This window comes from Stenotrophomonas sp. INTA L402-1 (genome assembly GCF_059295135.1).
The window spans coordinates 94,930-112,785 of the sequence record NZ_JCAFWP010000001.1; the positions used below are offsets into that span (position 1 = coordinate 94,930).

At 66.1% G+C, this 17,856-nt stretch carries 13 protein-coding genes; 4 read left to right on the top strand and 9 right to left on the bottom strand.

Going from position 1 to position 17,856, the window contains the following annotated elements:
• Window positions 1-8: 8 nt before the first annotated feature.
• The 5 genes from rpfF to betI form a co-directional block, all read right to left on the bottom strand.
• The gene (gene rpfF / locus AC5O77_RS00395) at window positions 9-878 is read right to left on the bottom strand and encodes a diffusible signal factor synthase RpfF (protein ID WP_012480080.1); all 870 of its coding nucleotides are present in this window, start codon (window positions 876-878) and stop codon (window positions 9-11) included.
• A 199-nt stretch (window positions 879-1,077) separates the two neighbouring features.
• Window positions 1,078-2,754 (bottom strand): long-chain fatty acid--CoA ligase, encoded by a 1,677-nt coding sequence (locus AC5O77_RS00400; protein ID WP_478057266.1) that lies wholly within the window; start codon window positions 2,752-2,754, stop codon window positions 1,078-1,080.
• A 222-nt stretch (window positions 2,755-2,976) separates the two neighbouring features.
• Complete coding sequence (gene betA / locus AC5O77_RS00405; protein ID WP_014037074.1) at window positions 2,977-4,659, bottom strand: choline dehydrogenase; 1,683 nt, start codon at window positions 4,657-4,659, stop codon at window positions 2,977-2,979.
• A gap of 101 nt (window positions 4,660-4,760) precedes the next feature.
• Window positions 4,761-6,233, bottom strand: coding sequence for a betaine-aldehyde dehydrogenase (gene betB / locus AC5O77_RS00410; protein ID WP_494506307.1), 1,473 nt, complete (start codon window positions 6,231-6,233; stop codon window positions 4,761-4,763).
• A 39-nt stretch (window positions 6,234-6,272) separates the two neighbouring features.
• On the bottom strand, window positions 6,273-6,863 hold the full coding sequence (betI, locus tag AC5O77_RS00415) for a transcriptional regulator BetI (protein ID WP_136639724.1): 591 nt from the start codon (window positions 6,861-6,863) through the stop codon (window positions 6,273-6,275).
• Window positions 6,864-7,033: 170 nt separating this feature from the next.
• Here betI and AC5O77_RS00420 point away from each other — a divergent pair, with 170 nt between their 5' ends.
• Window positions 7,034-8,584: a BCCT family transporter gene (locus tag AC5O77_RS00420; protein ID WP_032129837.1), complete on the top strand. Its 1,551-nt coding sequence runs from the start codon at window positions 7,034-7,036 to the stop codon at window positions 8,582-8,584.
• Between the two features lie 110 nt (window positions 8,585-8,694).
• On the opposite strand, the gene acnA is transcribed toward AC5O77_RS00420, so the two are convergent.
• Window positions 8,695-11,448, bottom strand: a complete 2,754-nt coding sequence (gene acnA / locus AC5O77_RS00425; RefSeq protein WP_494506308.1) for an aconitate hydratase AcnA — start codon at window positions 11,446-11,448, stop codon at window positions 8,695-8,697.
• A gap of 302 nt (window positions 11,449-11,750) precedes the next feature.
• Between acnA and AC5O77_RS00430 the strand changes: the two genes are divergently transcribed.
• The 3 genes from AC5O77_RS00430 to acnB are packed head-to-tail and all read left to right on the top strand — an operon-like array spanning window position 11,751 to window position 15,015.
• The gene (locus AC5O77_RS00430; protein WP_005409505.1) at window positions 11,751-11,975 is read left to right on the top strand and encodes an AbrB/MazE/SpoVT family DNA-binding domain-containing protein; all 225 of its coding nucleotides are present in this window, start codon (window positions 11,751-11,753) and stop codon (window positions 11,973-11,975) included.
• 6 nt (window positions 11,976-11,981) lie between these two features.
• Window positions 11,982-12,380 carry a type II toxin-antitoxin system VapC family toxin gene (locus tag AC5O77_RS00435; RefSeq protein ID WP_008267153.1) on the top strand — a complete coding sequence of 133 codons (399 nt, stop codon included), beginning with the start codon at window positions 11,982-11,984 and terminating at the stop codon, window positions 12,378-12,380.
• Between the two features lie 43 nt (window positions 12,381-12,423).
• A complete protein-coding gene (gene acnB, locus AC5O77_RS00440) occupies window positions 12,424-15,015 on the top strand; it encodes a bifunctional aconitate hydratase 2/2-methylisocitrate dehydratase (protein WP_478057269.1) in 2,592 nt (863 codons plus the stop codon).
• 272 nt (window positions 15,016-15,287) lie between these two features.
• Here the strand turns inward: acnB and AC5O77_RS00445 are convergent, their stop codons facing one another.
• From AC5O77_RS00445 to AC5O77_RS00455, 3 genes are read right to left on the bottom strand one after another with little or no spacing between them, the layout of a single operon-like run.
• Window positions 15,288-16,361, bottom strand: coding sequence for a protein-glutamate methylesterase/protein-glutamine glutaminase (locus AC5O77_RS00445; RefSeq protein WP_494506309.1), 1,074 nt, complete (start codon window positions 16,359-16,361; stop codon window positions 15,288-15,290).
• Complete coding sequence (cheD, locus tag AC5O77_RS00450) at window positions 16,358-16,954, bottom strand: chemoreceptor glutamine deamidase CheD (RefSeq protein ID WP_008264676.1); 597 nt, start codon at window positions 16,952-16,954, stop codon at window positions 16,358-16,360. The genes AC5O77_RS00445 and cheD overlap by 4 nt, the downstream gene beginning before the upstream one ends.
• Entirely contained in the window at window positions 16,951-17,820 is an 870-nt protein-coding gene (locus AC5O77_RS00455) for a CheR family methyltransferase (RefSeq protein WP_088025867.1), read from the bottom strand. The genes cheD and AC5O77_RS00455 overlap by 4 nt, the downstream gene beginning before the upstream one ends.
• Between the last annotated feature and the right edge of the window lie 36 nt (window positions 17,821-17,856).

The following is a 17,856-nucleotide window of genomic DNA, read 5'->3' on the forward strand; positions in this document are numbered from 1 at the left end:
CCAGACGGTCAGGCCGGGTCGCCATTGCGCCGGGCCTGCGCCCGTACCAGCCGATCCATGGTGCGCAGGGACTTCTCGCCGAGCTGCATGGCGGTGTCCACCCAGATCTCGGTGATCCGCATCATTTCATGCAGCGGCACCATGGTGGCGATCTCGTTGACCTCACGCATCGCCGCCCACGCGTGCGGAATGCGCCGGCTTTCCTTGATCACCTGTTCGACCGCGGCAACACCTTCACCCACCGGCACCACGATGTCGACCAGGCCCATCTCCTTCAGCTGGCTGGCGGTGTAGAGGTTGCCTTCCAGCATGATCTTCTCGGCCAGGCGCGGGCTGATCCGCTGGCACAGGAAGGAGTAGGCGCCCATGCCCGGGAACAGGTCGAACAGCACCTCGGGCAGGCCCATCAACACGCCTTCCTCGGCGACGATGGTGTGGCAGCTCAGTGCGGCCTCGAAGCCGCCACCCAGTGCATTGCCCTGGACCAGGGCGATGCTGTGGGCACGGGTGCCCAGGCCGGCATGGAAGGCATGCACGCCGCGCACGCAGCGTTGGGCATAGTCGAGCAGGCGGGCGCGGTCGCCCTCGCGGATCAGGCGGCAGAACAGTTCGAGATCGCCACCCAGGTTGAACACGTCGCTGTCCGAGGCAAGAACGACATGGGGTGACAGAGCGTGCGAGGCGCTGAGGCGATCGCCCAGTTCGCGCTGGTAGTCGACGATGTCATCGACCAGGCGCGAGGCGAAGCACGGCCGGCCCGGCTGGTTGACCAGGTTGGCGTGCATGTGGATCCAGTAGACATCCCGCTCGGGTTCTTCGGTGATACGCAGGGTAGGGTGCTGCGAGGGACGGGTGATGATGGGGCGTACTGCGGACATGGGAGTTCTCCGTGTGACCGTCCGGCCAACCGCAGAGCGGACGGAGAGGAGTGAGGGGGCGGGCTGAACGTGCGGCGGCGACTGATTCTATGCACCCGTCGTGAACCGCCCGCAAGCGCTGTACCGGCCATGTTCCGGTAATAAAAAGACCCCGCCGTCCCCGGCGGGGTCCCTGTACTCTCCCGTTGCCCGGAAACCCTTACTGGGCGGGCGTATCACGCAGCTCGCGACGGAGAATCTTGCCGACGTTGGTCTTCGGCAGCTCCTTTCGGAATTCTACGATTCTGGGGTGCTTGTAACCGGTCAGGTTTGCCCGCGCATGTTCCTTGACCATTTCCGCGGTCAGGTTCGGGTCCTTCTTCACGATCACGACCTTGACCACTTCGCCGGACTTTTCGTCCGGGACACCGACGGCGGCGACTTCCAGCACGCCCGGCATCATCGCGATGACGTCTTCGACCTCATTCGGGTACACGTTGAAGCCGGACACCAGGATCATGTCCTTCTTGCGGTCGACGATGTAGAAGAAGCCCTGTTCGTCCATCTTCGCCATGTCGCCGGTGTGCAGCCAGCCGTCGGCATCGATGGCGGTGGCGGTTTCTTCCGGACGCTGCCAGTAGCCCTTCATCACCTGCGGGCCCTTGATGCACAGCTCGCCCACTTCGCCCAGCGCCAGGATGTTGCCGTTGTCGTCCTTGATGCAGGCATCGGTGGACGGGATCGGCAGGCCGATGGCACCGTTGTACTCGGGCAGGGTGAGCGGATTGATGCAGGCCGCGGGGGAGGTCTCGGTCAGGCCATAGGCTTCGACGAGGGTCACGCCGGTGACCTTCTTCCAGCGTTCGGCCACGGCACGTTGCACCGCCATGCCGCCGCCCAGGGTGAACTTGACCGAAGAGAAGTCGATCTCGTCGAAGCCCGGGGTGTTGAGCAGGCCGTTGAACAGCGTGTTGACGCCGGTGATGGCGGTGAAGCGGGTGCCCTTGAGCTCCTTGACGAAGCCCTTCATGTCGCGTGGGTTGGTGATCAGGTGGTTGCAGCCACCGAACTTCATGAAGACCAGGCCGTTCGCGGTCAACGCGAAGATGTGGTACAGCGGCAGGGCAGTGATGATCACTTCCTTGCCCGGCTCGATGCCCGAGGTGGACAGCCACGCCGACGCCTGCTGCATGTTGGCGATCAGGTTGCAATTGGTCAGCATCGCACCCTTGGCCACGCCGGTGGTCCCGCCGGTGTACTGCAGGAAGGCAATGTCGTCGTGGTCGATCTCGACCGCCGGAAGCGCGTGGCGGCTGCCCAGCTTGAGCGCCTGTTTGAAGCGGACGGCGCCCTTGATGTGGTAGTTGGGCACCATCTTCTTGATGTACTTCAGCACGAAGTTGACGATCGCGCCCTTGGCGCCGAGCAGGTCGCCCAGGCCGGTGGTGACCACGTGCTTGACCGGTGTATCGGCGATGACCTGTTCGACGGTGTCGCCGAAGTTGTCGACCACCACCAGGGCACTGACGCCGGCATCAACCAGCTGGTGCTTGAGTTCGCGCGCGGTGTACAGCGGGTTGACGTTGACCACGGTCAGGCCGGCGCGCAGCACGCCGAAGGTGGCCACCGGGTACTGCAGGCAGTTGGGCATCATCAGGGCGACGCGGTCACCCTTCTTGAGCTTGAGCTCACCCAGCAGGTAGGCGGCGAACTGGGTGACCAGCGCGTCCGTCTCACCATAGGTGAGGACCTTGCCGAAGCTGGAGTAGGCGGGACGGTCGCGGAATTTCGCGACGGAAGCGTCGAAGACCGAGGCGACCGAATGGAATTCGTTGACGTCGATTTCGGCGGGAACGCCTTTCGGATAGCTCTGCAGCCAGGGACGATCCAGACTCATATTCCCCCTCCAGGAATCGTGATGTTTTAGGTTACGGCCCTGAGCGTATCGACAATGGCCGTTCATTGCAGCATACCCCGCCGTAGGGAAAACGCGAAGAGGCCCCGAGGGGCCTCTTCGCTTGGTAATGCCGGCCGCTGGCCGGCATCTGCGCTCGATCGGGATTCCGGTGGATGCCGGCCAGCGGCCGGCACTACCGTGGCCCCAAGCGGGGCGCTTGCGTCAGCCCTGCTTGCGTACCGGTGCGCCGTTGGCCTTGTAGTACGGCGCGGTGCTGCGGGCCAGCGGGGTGCGGCCACGGATCACGTCGGCCAGCTTCTCGGCCATCATGATGGTCGGCGCGTTGAGGTTGCCGGTCACCACCTGCGGCATGATCGAGGCATCGACGATGCGCAGGCCTTCCAGCCCGTGCACGCGGCCCTGGCCGTCGACCACCGCCATCGGGTCATCGGCATGGCCCATCTTGTTCGAGCACGACGGGTGGTAGGCGGTCTCGGCATGCTCGCGGACGAACGCATCGATCTGCGCATCGGTCTGCAGTGCGCTGCCCGGCGAGATTTCGCGGCCGCTGTACGGGGCCAGGGCCGGCTGCGCGAAGATCTCGCGGGTGATGCGGATCGCCGCGCGGAACTCGCGCCAGTCCTGGTCGTGCGACATGTAGTTGAACAGGATGCTCGGATGTTCGCGCGGATCCTTCGAACGCACGTGGATGCGGCCGCGGCTGGGCGAGCGCATCGAACCGACGTGCATCTGGAAGCTGTGTGCCTTGATCGGGTTGGAGCCGTTGTAATTGATCGCCACCGGCAGGAAGTGATACTGCAGGTTCGGCCAGTCGAATTCGGCGTCGCTGCGGATGAAGCCACCGGCCTCGAACTGGTTGCTGGCGCCGATGCCGGTGCCCAGGAACAGCCACTCGGCACCGATGGCCGGCTGGTTGTACAGCTTCAGAGCCGGGGCCAGCGAGACGGGCTTCTTGCACTCGTACTGCAGGTACATCTCCAGGTGATCCTGCAGGTTGGCGCCGACGCCCGGCAGGTGGTGCACCAGGTCGATGTCGAGGCTGCGCAGCAGGTCGGCAGGGCCGACGCCCGAGCGCTGCAGGATCTGCGGCGAGGCGATGGCGCCGCCACACAGCAGCACTTCGCGGCGCGCGGTGGCACGCTGCGGCTGGTCGTTGTGCAGCCACTGCACGCCCACCGCGCGCTTGCCCGAGAACAGGATGCGGTCGGTCAGTGCGTGGGTGACGATGGTCAGGTTCGGGCGCGGCTTGGCCAGGTCCAGGTAGCCACGGGCGGTGCTGGAACGACGGCCCTTCGGGGTCACCGTGCGGTCCATCGGGCCGAAGCCTTCCTGCTGGTAGCCGTTGAGGTCGTCGGTGCGCGGGTAGCCGGCCTGCACGCCGGCCTCGACCATCGCGGCGAACAGCTCGTTGTTGCCGGCCTTCGGCGTGGTCACCCGCAGCGGGCCTTCGCCACCGTGGTAGTCGTTGGGGCCGATGTCACGGGTTTCGGCCTTGCGGAAGTACGGCAGGCAGTCCAGGTAGGTCCAGTCTTCCAGGCCCGGCATGCTGGCCCAGTTGTCGTAGTCCATCGCGTTGCCGCGGATGTAGCACATGCCGTTGATCAGCGACGAGCCACCCAGCCCCTTGCCACGGCCGCAGTCCATGCGGCGGTTGTTCATGAAGGGCTCGGGATCGGTCTTGTACGCCCAGTTGTAGCGCTTGCCCTGCAGCGGGAAGGCCAGCGCCGCCGGCATCTGGGTACGGAAGTCGAGCCGGTAGTCCGGGCCACCGGCTTCCAGCAGCAGCACGCTGACATCGGCATCTTCGGTGAGGCGGGTGGCCAGCACGTTGCCGGCCGAACCGGCGCCGATGATGATGTAGTCGTACTCGTTATGGGTGCTCATGGGTGTCTCCTGCAGGCCGGGGCGCGCTGCGTGCAGGCGTCCCGGCGGAATGTCGGATCGGCGCAGTGGCCGGACGAAGGTGCGCGCTCGGGGCGCGCCGATCAGAACACGCTGGCGTAGTCGCCCAGTTCCACCTGCACCGACTTGATGCGGGTGTAGTGGCCGAGGGTGGAGAGGCCGTTCTCACGGCCGACGCCGGATTCCTTGTAGCCGCCAACCGGCATTTCGGCCGGCGATTCGCCCCAGGTGTTGATCCAGCAGATGCCGGCTTCCAGGCGGTGGATGATGCGATGGGCGCGGCTGACGTCCTTGCTGACCACGCCAGCGGCGAGGCCGAAGGTGGTGTCGTTGGCACGACGCACCACTTCGTCTTCGTCGTCGTAGGCAAGGATGCTCATCACCGGCCCGAAGATCTCTTCCTTGACGATGGTCATGTCATCGCGGCAGTCGGAGAACACGGTCGGCAGCACGTAGGCGCCATTGGCCAGCGTGCCTTCGGTGGCACGGCCGCCGCCGGTCAGCAGGCGGGCGCCTTCGGCCTTGCCGCTTTCGATGTAGCGCAGCACGTTTTCCATGTGCGGGAAGCTGGTGAGCGGGCCGAAGTTGGTCTCGGCGGCCATCGGGTCGCCGATGCGGATGCGCTTGACGCGCTCGACCACGGCGGCTTCGAACGCGGCCAGCATGCTGCGCGGCACGAACACGCGGGTGCCGTTGGTGCAGACCTGGCCGGAGCTGAAGAAGTTGGCCATCACCGCGATGTCGGCGGCGCGGTCGAGGTCGGCGTCATCGCAGATCACCAGCGGCGACTTGCCGCCCAGCTCCATGGTCACTTCCTTCAGCGACGAGGAGGCAGCGCTGGCCATCACCTTCTTGCCGGTGGCGACGCCGCCGGTGAAGGAGATCTTCTCGATCAACGGGTGCTCGGTCAGCCACTGGCCGATCTCGCGGCCCGGACCCTGCACGACGTTGAACACGCCGGCCGGCACACCGGCTTCGGTGTAGATCTCGGCCAGGCGGATCGCGGTCAGCGGGGTCACTTCAGACGGCTTGAACACCATCGCGTTGCCGGCGGCCAGGGCCGGGGCCGACTTCCACATGGCGATCTGGATCGGGTAGTTCCAGGCGCCGATGCCGGCGACCACGCCCAGCGGCTCGCGGCGGGTGTAGAAGAAGCTCGATTCGCGCAGCGGCAGCTGGATGCCTTCGATGGCGGTGGCCAGGCCGGCGTAGTACTCGACCACGTCGGCGCCGGTGACGATGTCCACGGTGGTGGTCTCGGCCAGCGCCTTGCCGGTGTCCAGGGTTTCCAGGTGGGCCAGTTCGTCGTTGCGCTCGCGCAGGATCTCGACGGCGCGGCGCAGGATGCGCGAATGCTCCATGGCAGTCATCGCCGCCCACACCTTCTGGCCTTCAGCCGCGCTCTGCACGGCGCGTTCGACGTCGGCCTGGCTGGCAACCTGCACTTCAGCGATCACCTCACCGGTGGCCGGGTTCACGGTCTTGAAGGTCTTGCCGCTGGTGGCATCGACGCGCTGGCCGTGGATGTAGAGCTGTTGGACGGGCAGGGTGGTCATGGGGGCGTACTCCTTGGAAGGGGGCGGGTGCTGCAACGCTTATAGCGCGGCAGCCTGCAACTGGAAGTCGATGTAGCCGTAAGCGATGCGCCGGGACTTCTCGGCATTGAACTGGCCGCCGACCAGGCTGCCGCGCAGCCACAGGCCGTCGATCATCGCGGCCAGGCCGCGGGCGGCCAGGCGGGCCTGCGGGTGGGGCAGCAGGCGGTTGAACTGGTGGCACAGGTTGGAGAACAGGCGCTGGTCGTTGGCGCGCTGCAGCCGGGCCAGTTCCGGCTGGTGCATGCTGGCGGCCCAGAAGGTCAGCCAGACGCGCATCGCGGTGCCGTTGATCTGGCTGTCGTCGAAGTTGCCATCGACGATGGCGCGCAGCTGGTCGCGCGGGTCGTCGCCGACGTCGGCGCGGTAGCGGGCGACCGCCTCCTTCAGTTCGCGCAGGATCTGCCGCATTGCAGCATTGAGCAGGCCGTCCTTGTCGCCGAAGTAATGGGCGACGATGCCGCTGGACAGCCCGGCCTTCTTCGCGATGGTGGCGACGGTAGCATCGGCCATGCCGATCTCGTCGATGGTCTGGAAAGTGGCCCGGATCAGCTGCTCGCGCCGTACCGGTTCCACGCCTTTCTTCGGCATTGTCTCTCCACGGATTGCGACCCGAAGGATCGGGCTGCCCGCCATTATGCTTTTTATTGATTGAACGTTCAATCAATAAACCCTAGGATGCGCTCGCGCCCCACGCCATGGGCCCGGTTTACCGGTCCGGCCCCGCCCATGTGCCCCCTCGGACTTGATGAGACGACCCCATGTCTTCCCTGGCTCATCCCAAGCGTTCGCCCCTGCGCTTGAACCGTTTTGTCTTCTTCAGCTCCTCGGTGTCGATCGGCATCCTCGGGCTGCTTACCGTTCTCTATCCCGAAAGCAGCGAGCACTGGCTGCAGTGGGCGCAGGCCGAAGTCTCGGCGGCGTTCGGCTGGTGGTACATGCTGCTGATCGTGCTGTGCCTGGGCTTCGTGCTGTGGCTGGCGTTCTCGCCGTACGGCCGCATCCGCCTGGGCCACAACGAGGAATCACCGGCCTTCGGTTACGTGGCCTGGGTGTCGATGCTGTTCTCGGCCGGCATCGGCATTGCGCTGCTGTACTACGGCGCCTACGAGCCGCTGGACCACTTCCTCAATCCGCCCGGGCAGCCCGGCGGGACCGTGGCCGCCGGCCGCGAGGCGATGGTGCTGACCTTCCTGCACTGGGGCCTGCACGGCTGGGCGCTGTATGCGCTGGTCGGCGTGGCGCTGGGCTATTTCGCCTACCGCCGCGACCTGCCGCTGGCGCTGCGCTCGGCGCTGTACCCGATCTTCGGTGAGCGCATCCATGGCCGCATCGGCGACATGGTCGATGGCTTTGGCATCCTTGCCACGCTGATCTCGATGGTGACCAACCTCGGCATCGGCGCGCTGGTGGTGCAGTCCGGCCTGGTCTACCTGTTCCACATTCCGGATACGCCGCAGGTGCTGGTGGCAATCGTGCTGGTGATGATGGTGGTGGCCACCATCGGCGTGGTGGCGGGCGTGGAGAAGGGCATTGCCTGGCTCTCCAACCTCAACGTGCGCCTGCTGTGCGGCCTGCTGCTGTTCGTGCTGGTCACCGGCCCGACCCTGCACCTGTTCGATGGTCTGATCCAGAACACCGGCGATTATCTCGGCGCATTCGTGCGCAAGAGCTTCGACATGTACCTCAACGACCCGAAGGGCCGTGAGTGGATGGGCTCGTGGACGCTGTTCTACTGGGCGTGGTGGATCGCCTGGGCGCCGTTCGTCGGTCTTTTCGTGGCGCGCATCTCGCGTGGCCGCACCATCCGCGAAGTGATCATGGGCGTGCTGCTGATCCCGCTCGGCTTCACCCTGGCCTGGCTGTCGATCTTCGGCAACACCGCCATCGACCTGGTGCTCAACCACGGCCAGGCGATCCTGGGTGACGTGGCCCAGCATGATGCGGCGATGACGCTGTTCAAGCTGCTGGAGTACCTGCCCGCCGCGCCGTACGTGGCCGGCGCCGCAGTGGTGATCGGCTTCGTGCTGTTCCTGACTCCGGTCGATTCGGGCACGCTGATGATCGCCAACCTGTGCACGCGTCGCGTTGACGATGGCGTGGAGGACGGCCATGACGCGCCGATCTGGCTGCGCGTGTTCTGGGCAGCCGGCATCACCGTGGCCAGCGTCGGCCTGCTGCTGGCCGGCAACTTCAGTGCGATGCAGACGGCGGTGGTGCTGTGCGGCCTGCCGTTCTCGTTCACCCTGGCGTTCTACATGTGGGGCCTGCTGAAGGCGCTGCGCACCGACCCGGACGCACCGCGGCGGTAGTTAGCGCCGGGCCATGACCGGTGAACGCCAAAGCAAAGGGCCGGATCGGTGAGGATCCGGCCCTTTGCGTTTGCTTGCAGGATGCGCCGGGCATGGCCCGGCGTTACCCGTTACTTTGCTGCCAACTGGCGCAGCACGTACTGCAGCAGGCCGCCATGACGGAAGTATTCGACTTCCTTCGGGGTCAACAGCATTACCGAGACCTCGAAGGTCTTCTTCGTGCCATCAGCCTTGGTGGCGGTGACCGTGGCGCGCTTGCTGGCACCGTCCTGCAGGCCGGTGATGTCGATCACTTCCGAACCGTCCAGGCCCAGGCTCTGGGCGTTCTCGCCGTTGCGGAACTGCAGCGGCAGCACGCCCATGCCGACCAGGTTGGAGCGGTGGATGCGCTCGAAGCTCTCTGCGATGACCGCCTTCACCCCCAGCAGCAGGGTGCCCTTGGCCGCCCAGTCACGCGACGAGCCGGTGCCGTATTCCTTGCCGGCCAGCACCACCAGCGGCACCTTGTCGGCCTTGTACTTCATGGCTGCATCGTAGATCGCCAGCTTTTCCGGCTGGCCGCCGCCGGCCGGGTAGTACAGGGTGTTGCCACCTTCCTCGCCACCGAACATCAGGTTCTTGATGCGGATGTTGGCGAAGGTGCCGCGGACCATGACGTCATCGTTGCCGCGGCGGCTGCCGTAGCTGTTGAAGTCGGCCGGCTGCACGCCGCGCTCCTGCAGGAAGCGGCCGGCAGGTGAATCCTTCTTGATGTTGCCGGCCGGGGAGATGTGGTCGGTGGTGATCGAATCGCCGAACAGTCCCATAACGCGTGCGCCGTGCACGTCGTCGATGCTGCCGGTCTGCATGGTCATGCCATCGAAGTACGGCGGGTTCTTGATGTAGGTGGAGGCATCGCTCCACTCGTACAGGTTGCCGTCCGGCGAAGCGATGGTGTTCCAGCGGGTATCACCCTTGAACACATCGGCGTAGTTCTGCTTGAACATCTCCGGGCCGATGGTGGCAGCGATGACGTCGCCGATTTCCTTGTTGCTCGGCCAGATGTCGCGCAGGAACACCGGCTGGCCATCGCTGCCGGTACCCAGCGGCTGGGTGGTCAGGTCGATGTCGGTGGTGCCGGCGATGGCGTAGGCCACCACCAGTGGCGGGCTGGCCAGGTAGTTCATCTTCACTTCGGGGTGCACGCGGCCCTCGAAATTGCGGTTGCCGGACAGCACCGAGGTGACCACCAGGTCGCCGGTGGCGATGCCGGCGCTGACTTCGGTCGGCAGCGGGCCGGAGTTGCCGATGCAGGTGGTGCAGCCGTAGCCGACCACGTAGAAGCCGATTTTCTCCAGCTCCTTCAGTACGCCGGCTTTTTCCAGGTAATCGGTGACCACGCGCGAACCTGGGCCGAGCGAGGTCTTCACCCACGGCTGGCGGTTCAGGCCCTTGGCGGCCGCGTTGCGGGCCAGCAGGCCGGCACCGATCATCACCGCCGGGTTGGAGGTGTTGGTGCACGAGGTGATGGCCGCGATGACCACCGCGCCGTCCTTCAGGCGGACCTTGCGGCCTTCGGTTTCGATGTCGGCGTAGCCTTTGGCCAGCTGCTCGTTGCCGACCGCGGCACCGCCGCCTTCGTTGACGAACGAGGAGACATCGTCGCTGCGCTTGTCACGGTTGGTGGTCAGGCCAACCAGGGCTTCGCGGTAGTTCTTCTGAACGTCTTCCAGCAGCACGCGGTCCTGCGGACGCTTCGGGCCGGCCAGCGACGGCTTCACCGTGCCCATGTCCAGTTCCAGTGTGGTGCTGTACTGCGCATGCGCGCTGCCCGGTTCGTGCCACAGGCCCTGCGCCTTGGCATAGGCTTCGACCAGATCGATCTGCTCTTCGCTGCGGCCGGACAGGCGCAGGTAGTTCAGCGACTCGGCGTCGATCGGGAAGATGCCGCAGGTGGCGCCGTATTCCGGCGCCATGTTGCCAATGGTGGCGCGGTCGGCCAGCGGCAGGTGCTGCAGGCCGTCACCGTAGAACTCGACGAACTTGCCGACCACGCCCAGCTTGCGCAGCATCTGGGTGACGGTCAGCACCAGGTCGGTGGCGGTGGCGCCGTCGGGCAGCTTGCCGGTCAGCTTGAAGCCGACCACCTGCGGGATCAGCATCGACGACGGCTGGCCGAGCATGGCCGCCTCCGCTTCGATGCCGCCCACGCCCCAGCCCAGCACGCCGATGCCGTTGATCATCGTGGTGTGGCTGTCGGTACCGAACACGGTATCGGGGTAGGCGACCGCCTTGCCGTCCTTGTCCGCCGTCATCACCACGCGGGCCAGGTTCTCCAGGTTCACCTGGTGGACGATGCCGGTGTTCGGCGGCACTACCTTGAAGTTGTCGAAGGCCTTCTGGCCCCAGCGCAGGAAGCCGTAGCGTTCCTGGTTGCGCTGGAATTCGATCTTGCCGTTGAGGTCCAGCGCGTCCGGTTTGCCGAACACGTCGACCTGCACCGAGTGGTCGATGACCAGTTCGGAGGGAATCTGCGGGTTGATCTGCTCAGGCGAGCCGCCGAGCTTGACCACCGCGTCGCGCATCGCGGCGAGGTCGACCACGCAGGGCACGCCGGTGAAGTCCTGCAGGACCACGCGCGCCGGCATGAAGGCGATTTCGGTGTCCGGCTCGGCCGCCGGGTTCCAGCGGGCCACGGCTTCGATGTGGTCCTTGCCGACGGTGATGCCGCCGTCCTCGTGCCGGAGCAGGTTCTCCAGCAGGATCTTCATCGAGTAGGGCAGGTGGGAGATATCGAAGCGCTGGCCCAGCGTGGGCAGGCTGAAGTAGTCGTAGGTCTTGCCGCCGACGTTCAGCTGGCTGCGGGTGGAGAACGAATCGCTCATGCGGGGTAACTCCTTCTTGCGGATGGCTTGCAGTGGCCCGCGCATGGGCGGACCTGCTTGCGGTCGCCGCGGGCCTGACGGCCCCGGTGGTTCCAGTATGAACCCGAAACTGAATGGATTCACCCGGGCCGGGTTCCGGCCTGCGGCATCGGTTCCAGACTACAGGGGAAGGTGTATGGCGTATGTCACGTTTGTGGCCGATCCTTTGCGAGGCAAGGGCTGGCGGGGTGCCGGTCCTGTTCAGGGTGGAAGTATGCCCGGGGAAGTATGTATAATTTGTGCATACTCTGGAGGGCCTACTGATGGAAGCCACTGTTGCAGAACGCGGACAGATCACCCTGCCCAAGGCGGTGCGTGATGCCCTCGGCCTGACCAAGGGCACGCTGCTGAAGGTCGAGCTGGACGGCAGCCGCATCATCCTGCGCAAGAGTGTTGACGATGCCATTTCACGGGCGCGCGGCAAGTTCGCGCTGGACGGTTTCGAATCGTCCGACGCAGCGGTACGTGCGGTGCGTGACGAGGAATAAGCCGTGATGATCGCCGTCGACTCTCCGGTGCTGGTCGAGCTGCTCAGCAATGGTCCGCAGGCCGATGCCGTGGAAGCCATCCTCAGGCAGAGCCTGGTAGGCGGCCGTGTGGTGGTCTGCGGCGCGACCCTGGCCGAGGTCTGCGCATCGCTGCGTGGCGGTGCCGAGGTGCTCGAAGCGCTGGAAGAAATGGGCGTGCACTTCAACCCGATGGAAGCCAAGTCGGCGCTGCGCGCCGGCGAGATGCACCGCCGCCACCGCCAGCGCAGCGGCAGCCGCCGCAGCCTGGACGAATTCATGGTCGGCGCCCACGCACTGCTGCAGTGCGATGGCCTGATCACCTGGAACGACACGTTTTACCGCGACTACTTCAAGGGCCTGAAGCTGATCGTGCCGCAAGCCTGAGCCCATTTTGTTTTTTCAACCTACGCATTACCCGGGAGTTGTCATGTTGGAAGCCTACCGCCACCACGTCGCCGAGCGCGCTGCGCTTGGCATCCCGCCGCTGCCGCTGAGCGCGCAGCAGACGGCCGATGTCATCGAACTGCTGAAGAACCCGCCGCAGGGCGAGGCCGAGTTCCTGCTCGACCTGCTGACCCACCGCGTGCCGGCCGGCGTCGATGACGCGGCCAAGGTCAAGGCCTCGTACCTGGCGGCAATCGCCCTGGGCAGCGAGCAGAACCCGCTGATCAGCCGTGAGCGCGCCACCGAACTGCTGGGCACCATGCTCGGCGGTTACAACGTTGCCCCGTTGGTGCAGCTGCTGGACGACGCCAGCGTCGGCACCCTCGCCGCCAACGGTCTGAAGAAGACCCTGCTGGTGTTCGATGCCTTCCACGATGTGCAGGAAAAGGCCAAGGCCGGCAACGCCAACGCCCAGGCCGTGCTGCAGAGCTGGGCCGACGCCGAGTGGTTCACCAGCAACCCGGAAGTGCCGCAGAGCCTGACCGTCACCGTGTTCAAGGTGCCGGGCGAAACCAACACCGACGACCTGTCGCCGGCACCGGACGCGACCACCCGCCCGGACATCCCGATGCACGCCCTGGCGATGCTGAAGAACAAGCGCGACGACGCGCCGTTCACCCCTGAAGAAGACGGCAAGCGCGGCCCGATCCAGCAGATCCTCGACCTGAAGGACAAGGGTCACCTGGTCGCCTACGTTGGCGACGTGGTCGGCACCGGTTCCTCGCGCAAGTCGGCCACCAACAGCGTGCTGTGGTGGACCGGCGATGACATTCCGTTCATCCCGAACAAGCGCGCCGGTGGCGTCTGCCTGGGTTCGAAGATCGCCCCGATCTTCTACAACACCATGGAAGATGCCGGCGCACTGCCGATCGAGCTGGACGTGTCGAAGATGGAGCACGGCGATGTGGTCGAGCTGCGTCCGTACGAAGGCAAGGCGCTGAAGAACGGCGAAGTGATCGCCGAGTTCCAGGTCAAGTCCGAAGTCCTGTTCGACGAAGTGCGCGCCGGTGGCCGCATTCCGCTGATCATCGGCCGTGGCCTGACCGGCAAGGCGCGCGAAGCGCTGGGCCTGGCCCCGACCGACCTGTTCCGCCTGCCGGTGCAGCCGGTCGATACCGGCAAGGGCTTCTCGCTGGCGCAGAAGATGGTCGGCCGCGCCTGTGGCCTGCCGGAAGGCCAGGGCATGCGCCCGGGCACCTACTGCGAACCGAAGATGACCTCGGTCGGCTCGCAGGACACCACCGGCCCGATGACCCGTGACGAGCTGAAGGACCTGGCCTGCCTGGGCTTCTCGGCCGACCTGGTGATGCAGTCGTTCTGCCACACCGCCGCCTATCCGAAGCCGGTGGACGTGAAGACCCACCATACCCTGCCGGAGTTCATCTCCACCCGTGGCGGCGTCTCGCTGCGTCCGGGCGACGGCGTGATCCACAGCTGGCTCAACCGCATGCTGCTGCCGGACACCGTTGGTACCGGTGGTGACTCGCACACCCGTTTCCCGGTGGGCATTTCGTTCCCGGCCGGTTCGGGCCTGGTTGCCTTCGCCGCTGCCACCGGCGTGATGCCGCTGGACATGCCGGAGTCGGTGCTGGTGCGCTTCAAGGGCAAGATGCAGCCGGGCGTGACCCTGCGCGACCTGGTCAATGCGATCCCGCTGTACGCGATCAAGTCGGGCCTGCTGACCGTGGCCAAGGCTGGCAAGAAGAACATCTTCTCCGGTCGCATCCTGGAAATCGAAGGCCTGCCGGAGCTGAAGGTCGAACAGGCGTTCGAACTGTCCGACGCCTCGGCCGAGCGTTCGGCGGCCGGTTGCTCGGTGCGCCTGAACAAGGAGCCGATCATCGAGTACCTCAACAGCAACATCACCCTGCTGAAGTGGATGATTGCCGAGGGTTACCAGGATCCGCGTTCGCTGCAGCGCCGTATCGAGAAGATGGAAGCGTGGCTGGCCAACCCGGAGCTGCTGGAGCCGGATGCCGATGCCGAATACGCTGCCGTCATCGAGATCGACCTGGCCGACATCCACGAGCCGATCGTGGCCTGCCCGAACGACCCGGACGACGTGAAGACCCTGTCCGAAGTGGCCGGCGCCAAGATCGACGAAGTGTTCATCGGTTCGTGCATGACCAACATCGGTCACTTCCGTGCCGCTGCGAAGCTGCTGGAAGGCAAGCGTGACCTGCCGACCCGCCTGTGGGTGGCCCCGCCCACCAAGATGGATGCCTCGGAGCTGACCAAGGAAGGCGTGTACGGCACCTTCGGCGCCACCGGTGCACGCATGGAAATGCCGGGCTGCTCGCTGTGCATGGGCAACCAGGCGCAGATCCGCGAAGGCTCCACCGCGATGTCGACCTCGACCCGCAACTTCCCGAACCGCCTGGGCCGCAACACCAACGTGTACCTGGGTTCGGCGGAACTGGCCGCGATCTGCTCGCGTCTGGGCCGCATCCCGACCAAGGAGGAGTACATGGCGGACATCGGCGTGATCAACGCCAATGGTGCGGAGATCTACCGCTACATGAACTTCGACCAGATCGAGGAATACCAGGACGTGGCCAAGACGGTCGCCGCCTGATGCGGTAACGAAAAGCCCCCGGCTCGCGCCGGGGGTTTTTTGTGAGCGGACGACGCATGGTAGTGCCGGCCGCTGGCCGGCAACCCGTTGAAACGAAGAACCCCCGGTGAAAGCCGGGGGTTTTCTTGTTGCCTGATGGCCTGTAGTGCCGAATCCACGCGTGGCTGCTGTTCGGGCCATGCGCGATGAGTCGAGCATGGCTCGATTCTACAACGGCCTCCACGCATGGCGTGGATCTACTGCAAGCGGAGTCCTTGAGCCGGGGCGGGCAATCAGCCGCGCGCGAGCGCCAGCAACCGCTCGGCAATCCGTTCCAGCGGCACCTGCTCTTCGGCCGCCCCAAGCTTGAACGCGGCACCGGGCATGCCCCAGACCACGCTGGTAGCCTCGTCCTGCACCAGGGTGGGGGCGCCGGCTTGGCGCATTTCCAGCAGGCCGCGTGCGCCATCATCGCCCATGCCGGTGAGAATGGCACCGATGGCGTTGCCGCCGACGTTCTGCGCGACCGAGCGGAACAGCACATCGACCGCTGGCTTGTGCCGGTTAACCGCAGGGCCGTCGTCGACCCGGCAGCGCCAGCGCGCACCGTCGCGGATGATCCGCAGGTGCTTGCCGCCGGGCGGAAGGTAGGCGTGGCCGGGCAGCACGGCCTCGCCGTCGCTGGCCTCGCGCACGGCCATCGCCGAGTGCCGGTCCAGGCGTTCGGCGAAGGCGCTGCTGAAGCTGGCCGGCAGGTGCTGGGTCATCACCACGGCCGGGCCGTCGGCGGGCATGCCTTCCAGCACCACACGCAGCGCTTCGGTGCCACCGGCCGATGAGCCGATCGCGATCAGCCGGTCGGTGGTGCGGAACTGGGGCGTGGCGGGACGCGTCGCTGGGGAGGCATCCAGCAGGAGCTTCGGTGCGGCAGCGCGCACCAGCGGGCGAACGCGCGAACGCGCCGCCATCTTCACTTTGGCGATGATCTCGTCGGCGTAGGCCTGCAGGCCGCGCGCCACGTCCAGTTTCGGCTTGGAGACGAAGTCCACCGCGCCCAGCGCCAGTGCCTGCAGGGTGGTGTCGGCGCCGCGCTCGGTCAGCGAGGAGATCATCACCACCGGCAGCGGGTGCAGGCGCATCAGGTTTTCCAGGAACGCCAGGCCGTCCATGCGCGGCATTTCCACGTCCAGGGTGATCACGTCGGGGGCCAGGCGCTTGATCTTCTCGCGTGCCAGCAGCGGGTCCGCGGCGGTGCCGACCACGTCGATGGACGGATCGCTGGACAGGATCTCGGTGAGCATCTGGCGCACGACGGCGGAGTCGTCGACGATCAGGACCCGGCAGGGGGCGTTGCCGGTCAGGGTCATTCGAACAGCTCCACGCCGCCGGTGACCGGGGCCTTGGACAGGCGTGCACGCACCGCCGATTCGGTCGCGGCCACTTCGGCCTCATGGGCATGCGGCAGGCGCTGCACCACCACGCGGCCGGTATCGGCGAAGAACCAGATCTTGCGCGGGTGGATGCCGCACAGGTCCTCGGCGATGATCGGAATATGCTCGGCCTGCAGGTACTGGCGCACGAACTCGGCGTTGCGGGTACCGACCGGGTTGCTGGTGAAACCCTTCAGCACGTTGGCACCGCCGAACACCTTGGCCTCGATGCGCTTGCGGTGGGCGCCACGCTTGAGCATGTCGTTGATCAGCAGCTCCATCGCGTAGCTGCCATAGCGCGCAGGTGCGCCGTCGCCGGCATTGCCCTCGGGCAGCAGGAAATGGTTCATGCCGCCGATCTTCAGCACCGGGTCGCGCAGGCAGGCGGCCACGCAGGAGCCCAGCGTGGTGGTCAGCGCGGTGGTGTCGTCGACCACCAGGTACTGGGTCGGCAGCAGCTTTGCCGCAATGGTCTTGAAGCGCGCGTCCTGGTAGCGCATCACATCATCGGTGCGCAGCGATGCGTTCATGCGCCTGCCTTTGCCGCACGGCGGTACAGGGTGCGTCCGCAGGGCTGGATCAGGTCGGCGGCGTGCAGGTAGTTCTCCGAGTGGCCGGTGTAGAGCAGGCCATCGTCGGACAGGTGCTGCACCAGCCGGCCCAGGATCGCGCGCTGGGTCGGCTTGTCGAAGTAGATCATCACGTTGCGGCAGAACAGCGCGTCGAACGGGCCGCCGACGTCGTAGCGCGGGGCGAGCAGGTTCAATGGGCGGAACTCGATCAGCTCGCGCAGCGCTGGCAGCACGCGGCACTGGCCCTCGTTGGGGCCGCTGCCGCGCTGGAAGTAGCGCCGGCGCAGGTCCGGATCGAGGCTGGTGACGCGATCGATGTTGTAGACGCCACGGCCGGCGGTGGCCAGCACCTGGGTGTCGACATCGGTGGCGATGATGCGTACCGGTGGCTTCAGGGTGCCGAAGGCCTCGCAGGCGGTAATCGCCATCGAGTACGGCTCTTCGCCGGTGGACGCCGCGCAGGACCACAGCAGCAGCGGTGTGCGGCTGGCGCGCTGTTGCAGCTCCTCGCGCAGCTTGTCGAAGTGGTGCGGTTCGCGGAAGAAGGAGGTCAGGTTGGTGGTCAGGGCGTTGGTGAACGCCTGCCACTCGTCACCGTCTTCCTGCTCCAGATGGTCCAGATACTGCTGGAAGCTGCGCATGCCCAGCGTGCGCAGGCGGCGCGACAGGCGGCCATAGACCATGTCGCGCTTTGCCGGGGCGAGGGCAATGCCCACGCGCTGGTAGATCAGGTCGCAGACGCGGCGGAAATCACGGTCGGCGAACTCGAATTCGCGTGGGCCGGTGACGATGGGAGTAGGACTTTGCACGGGGGACGTGTCCATCGGCAGAGGCGGCGGCCGAAGCCGCCGCGGGTGGGT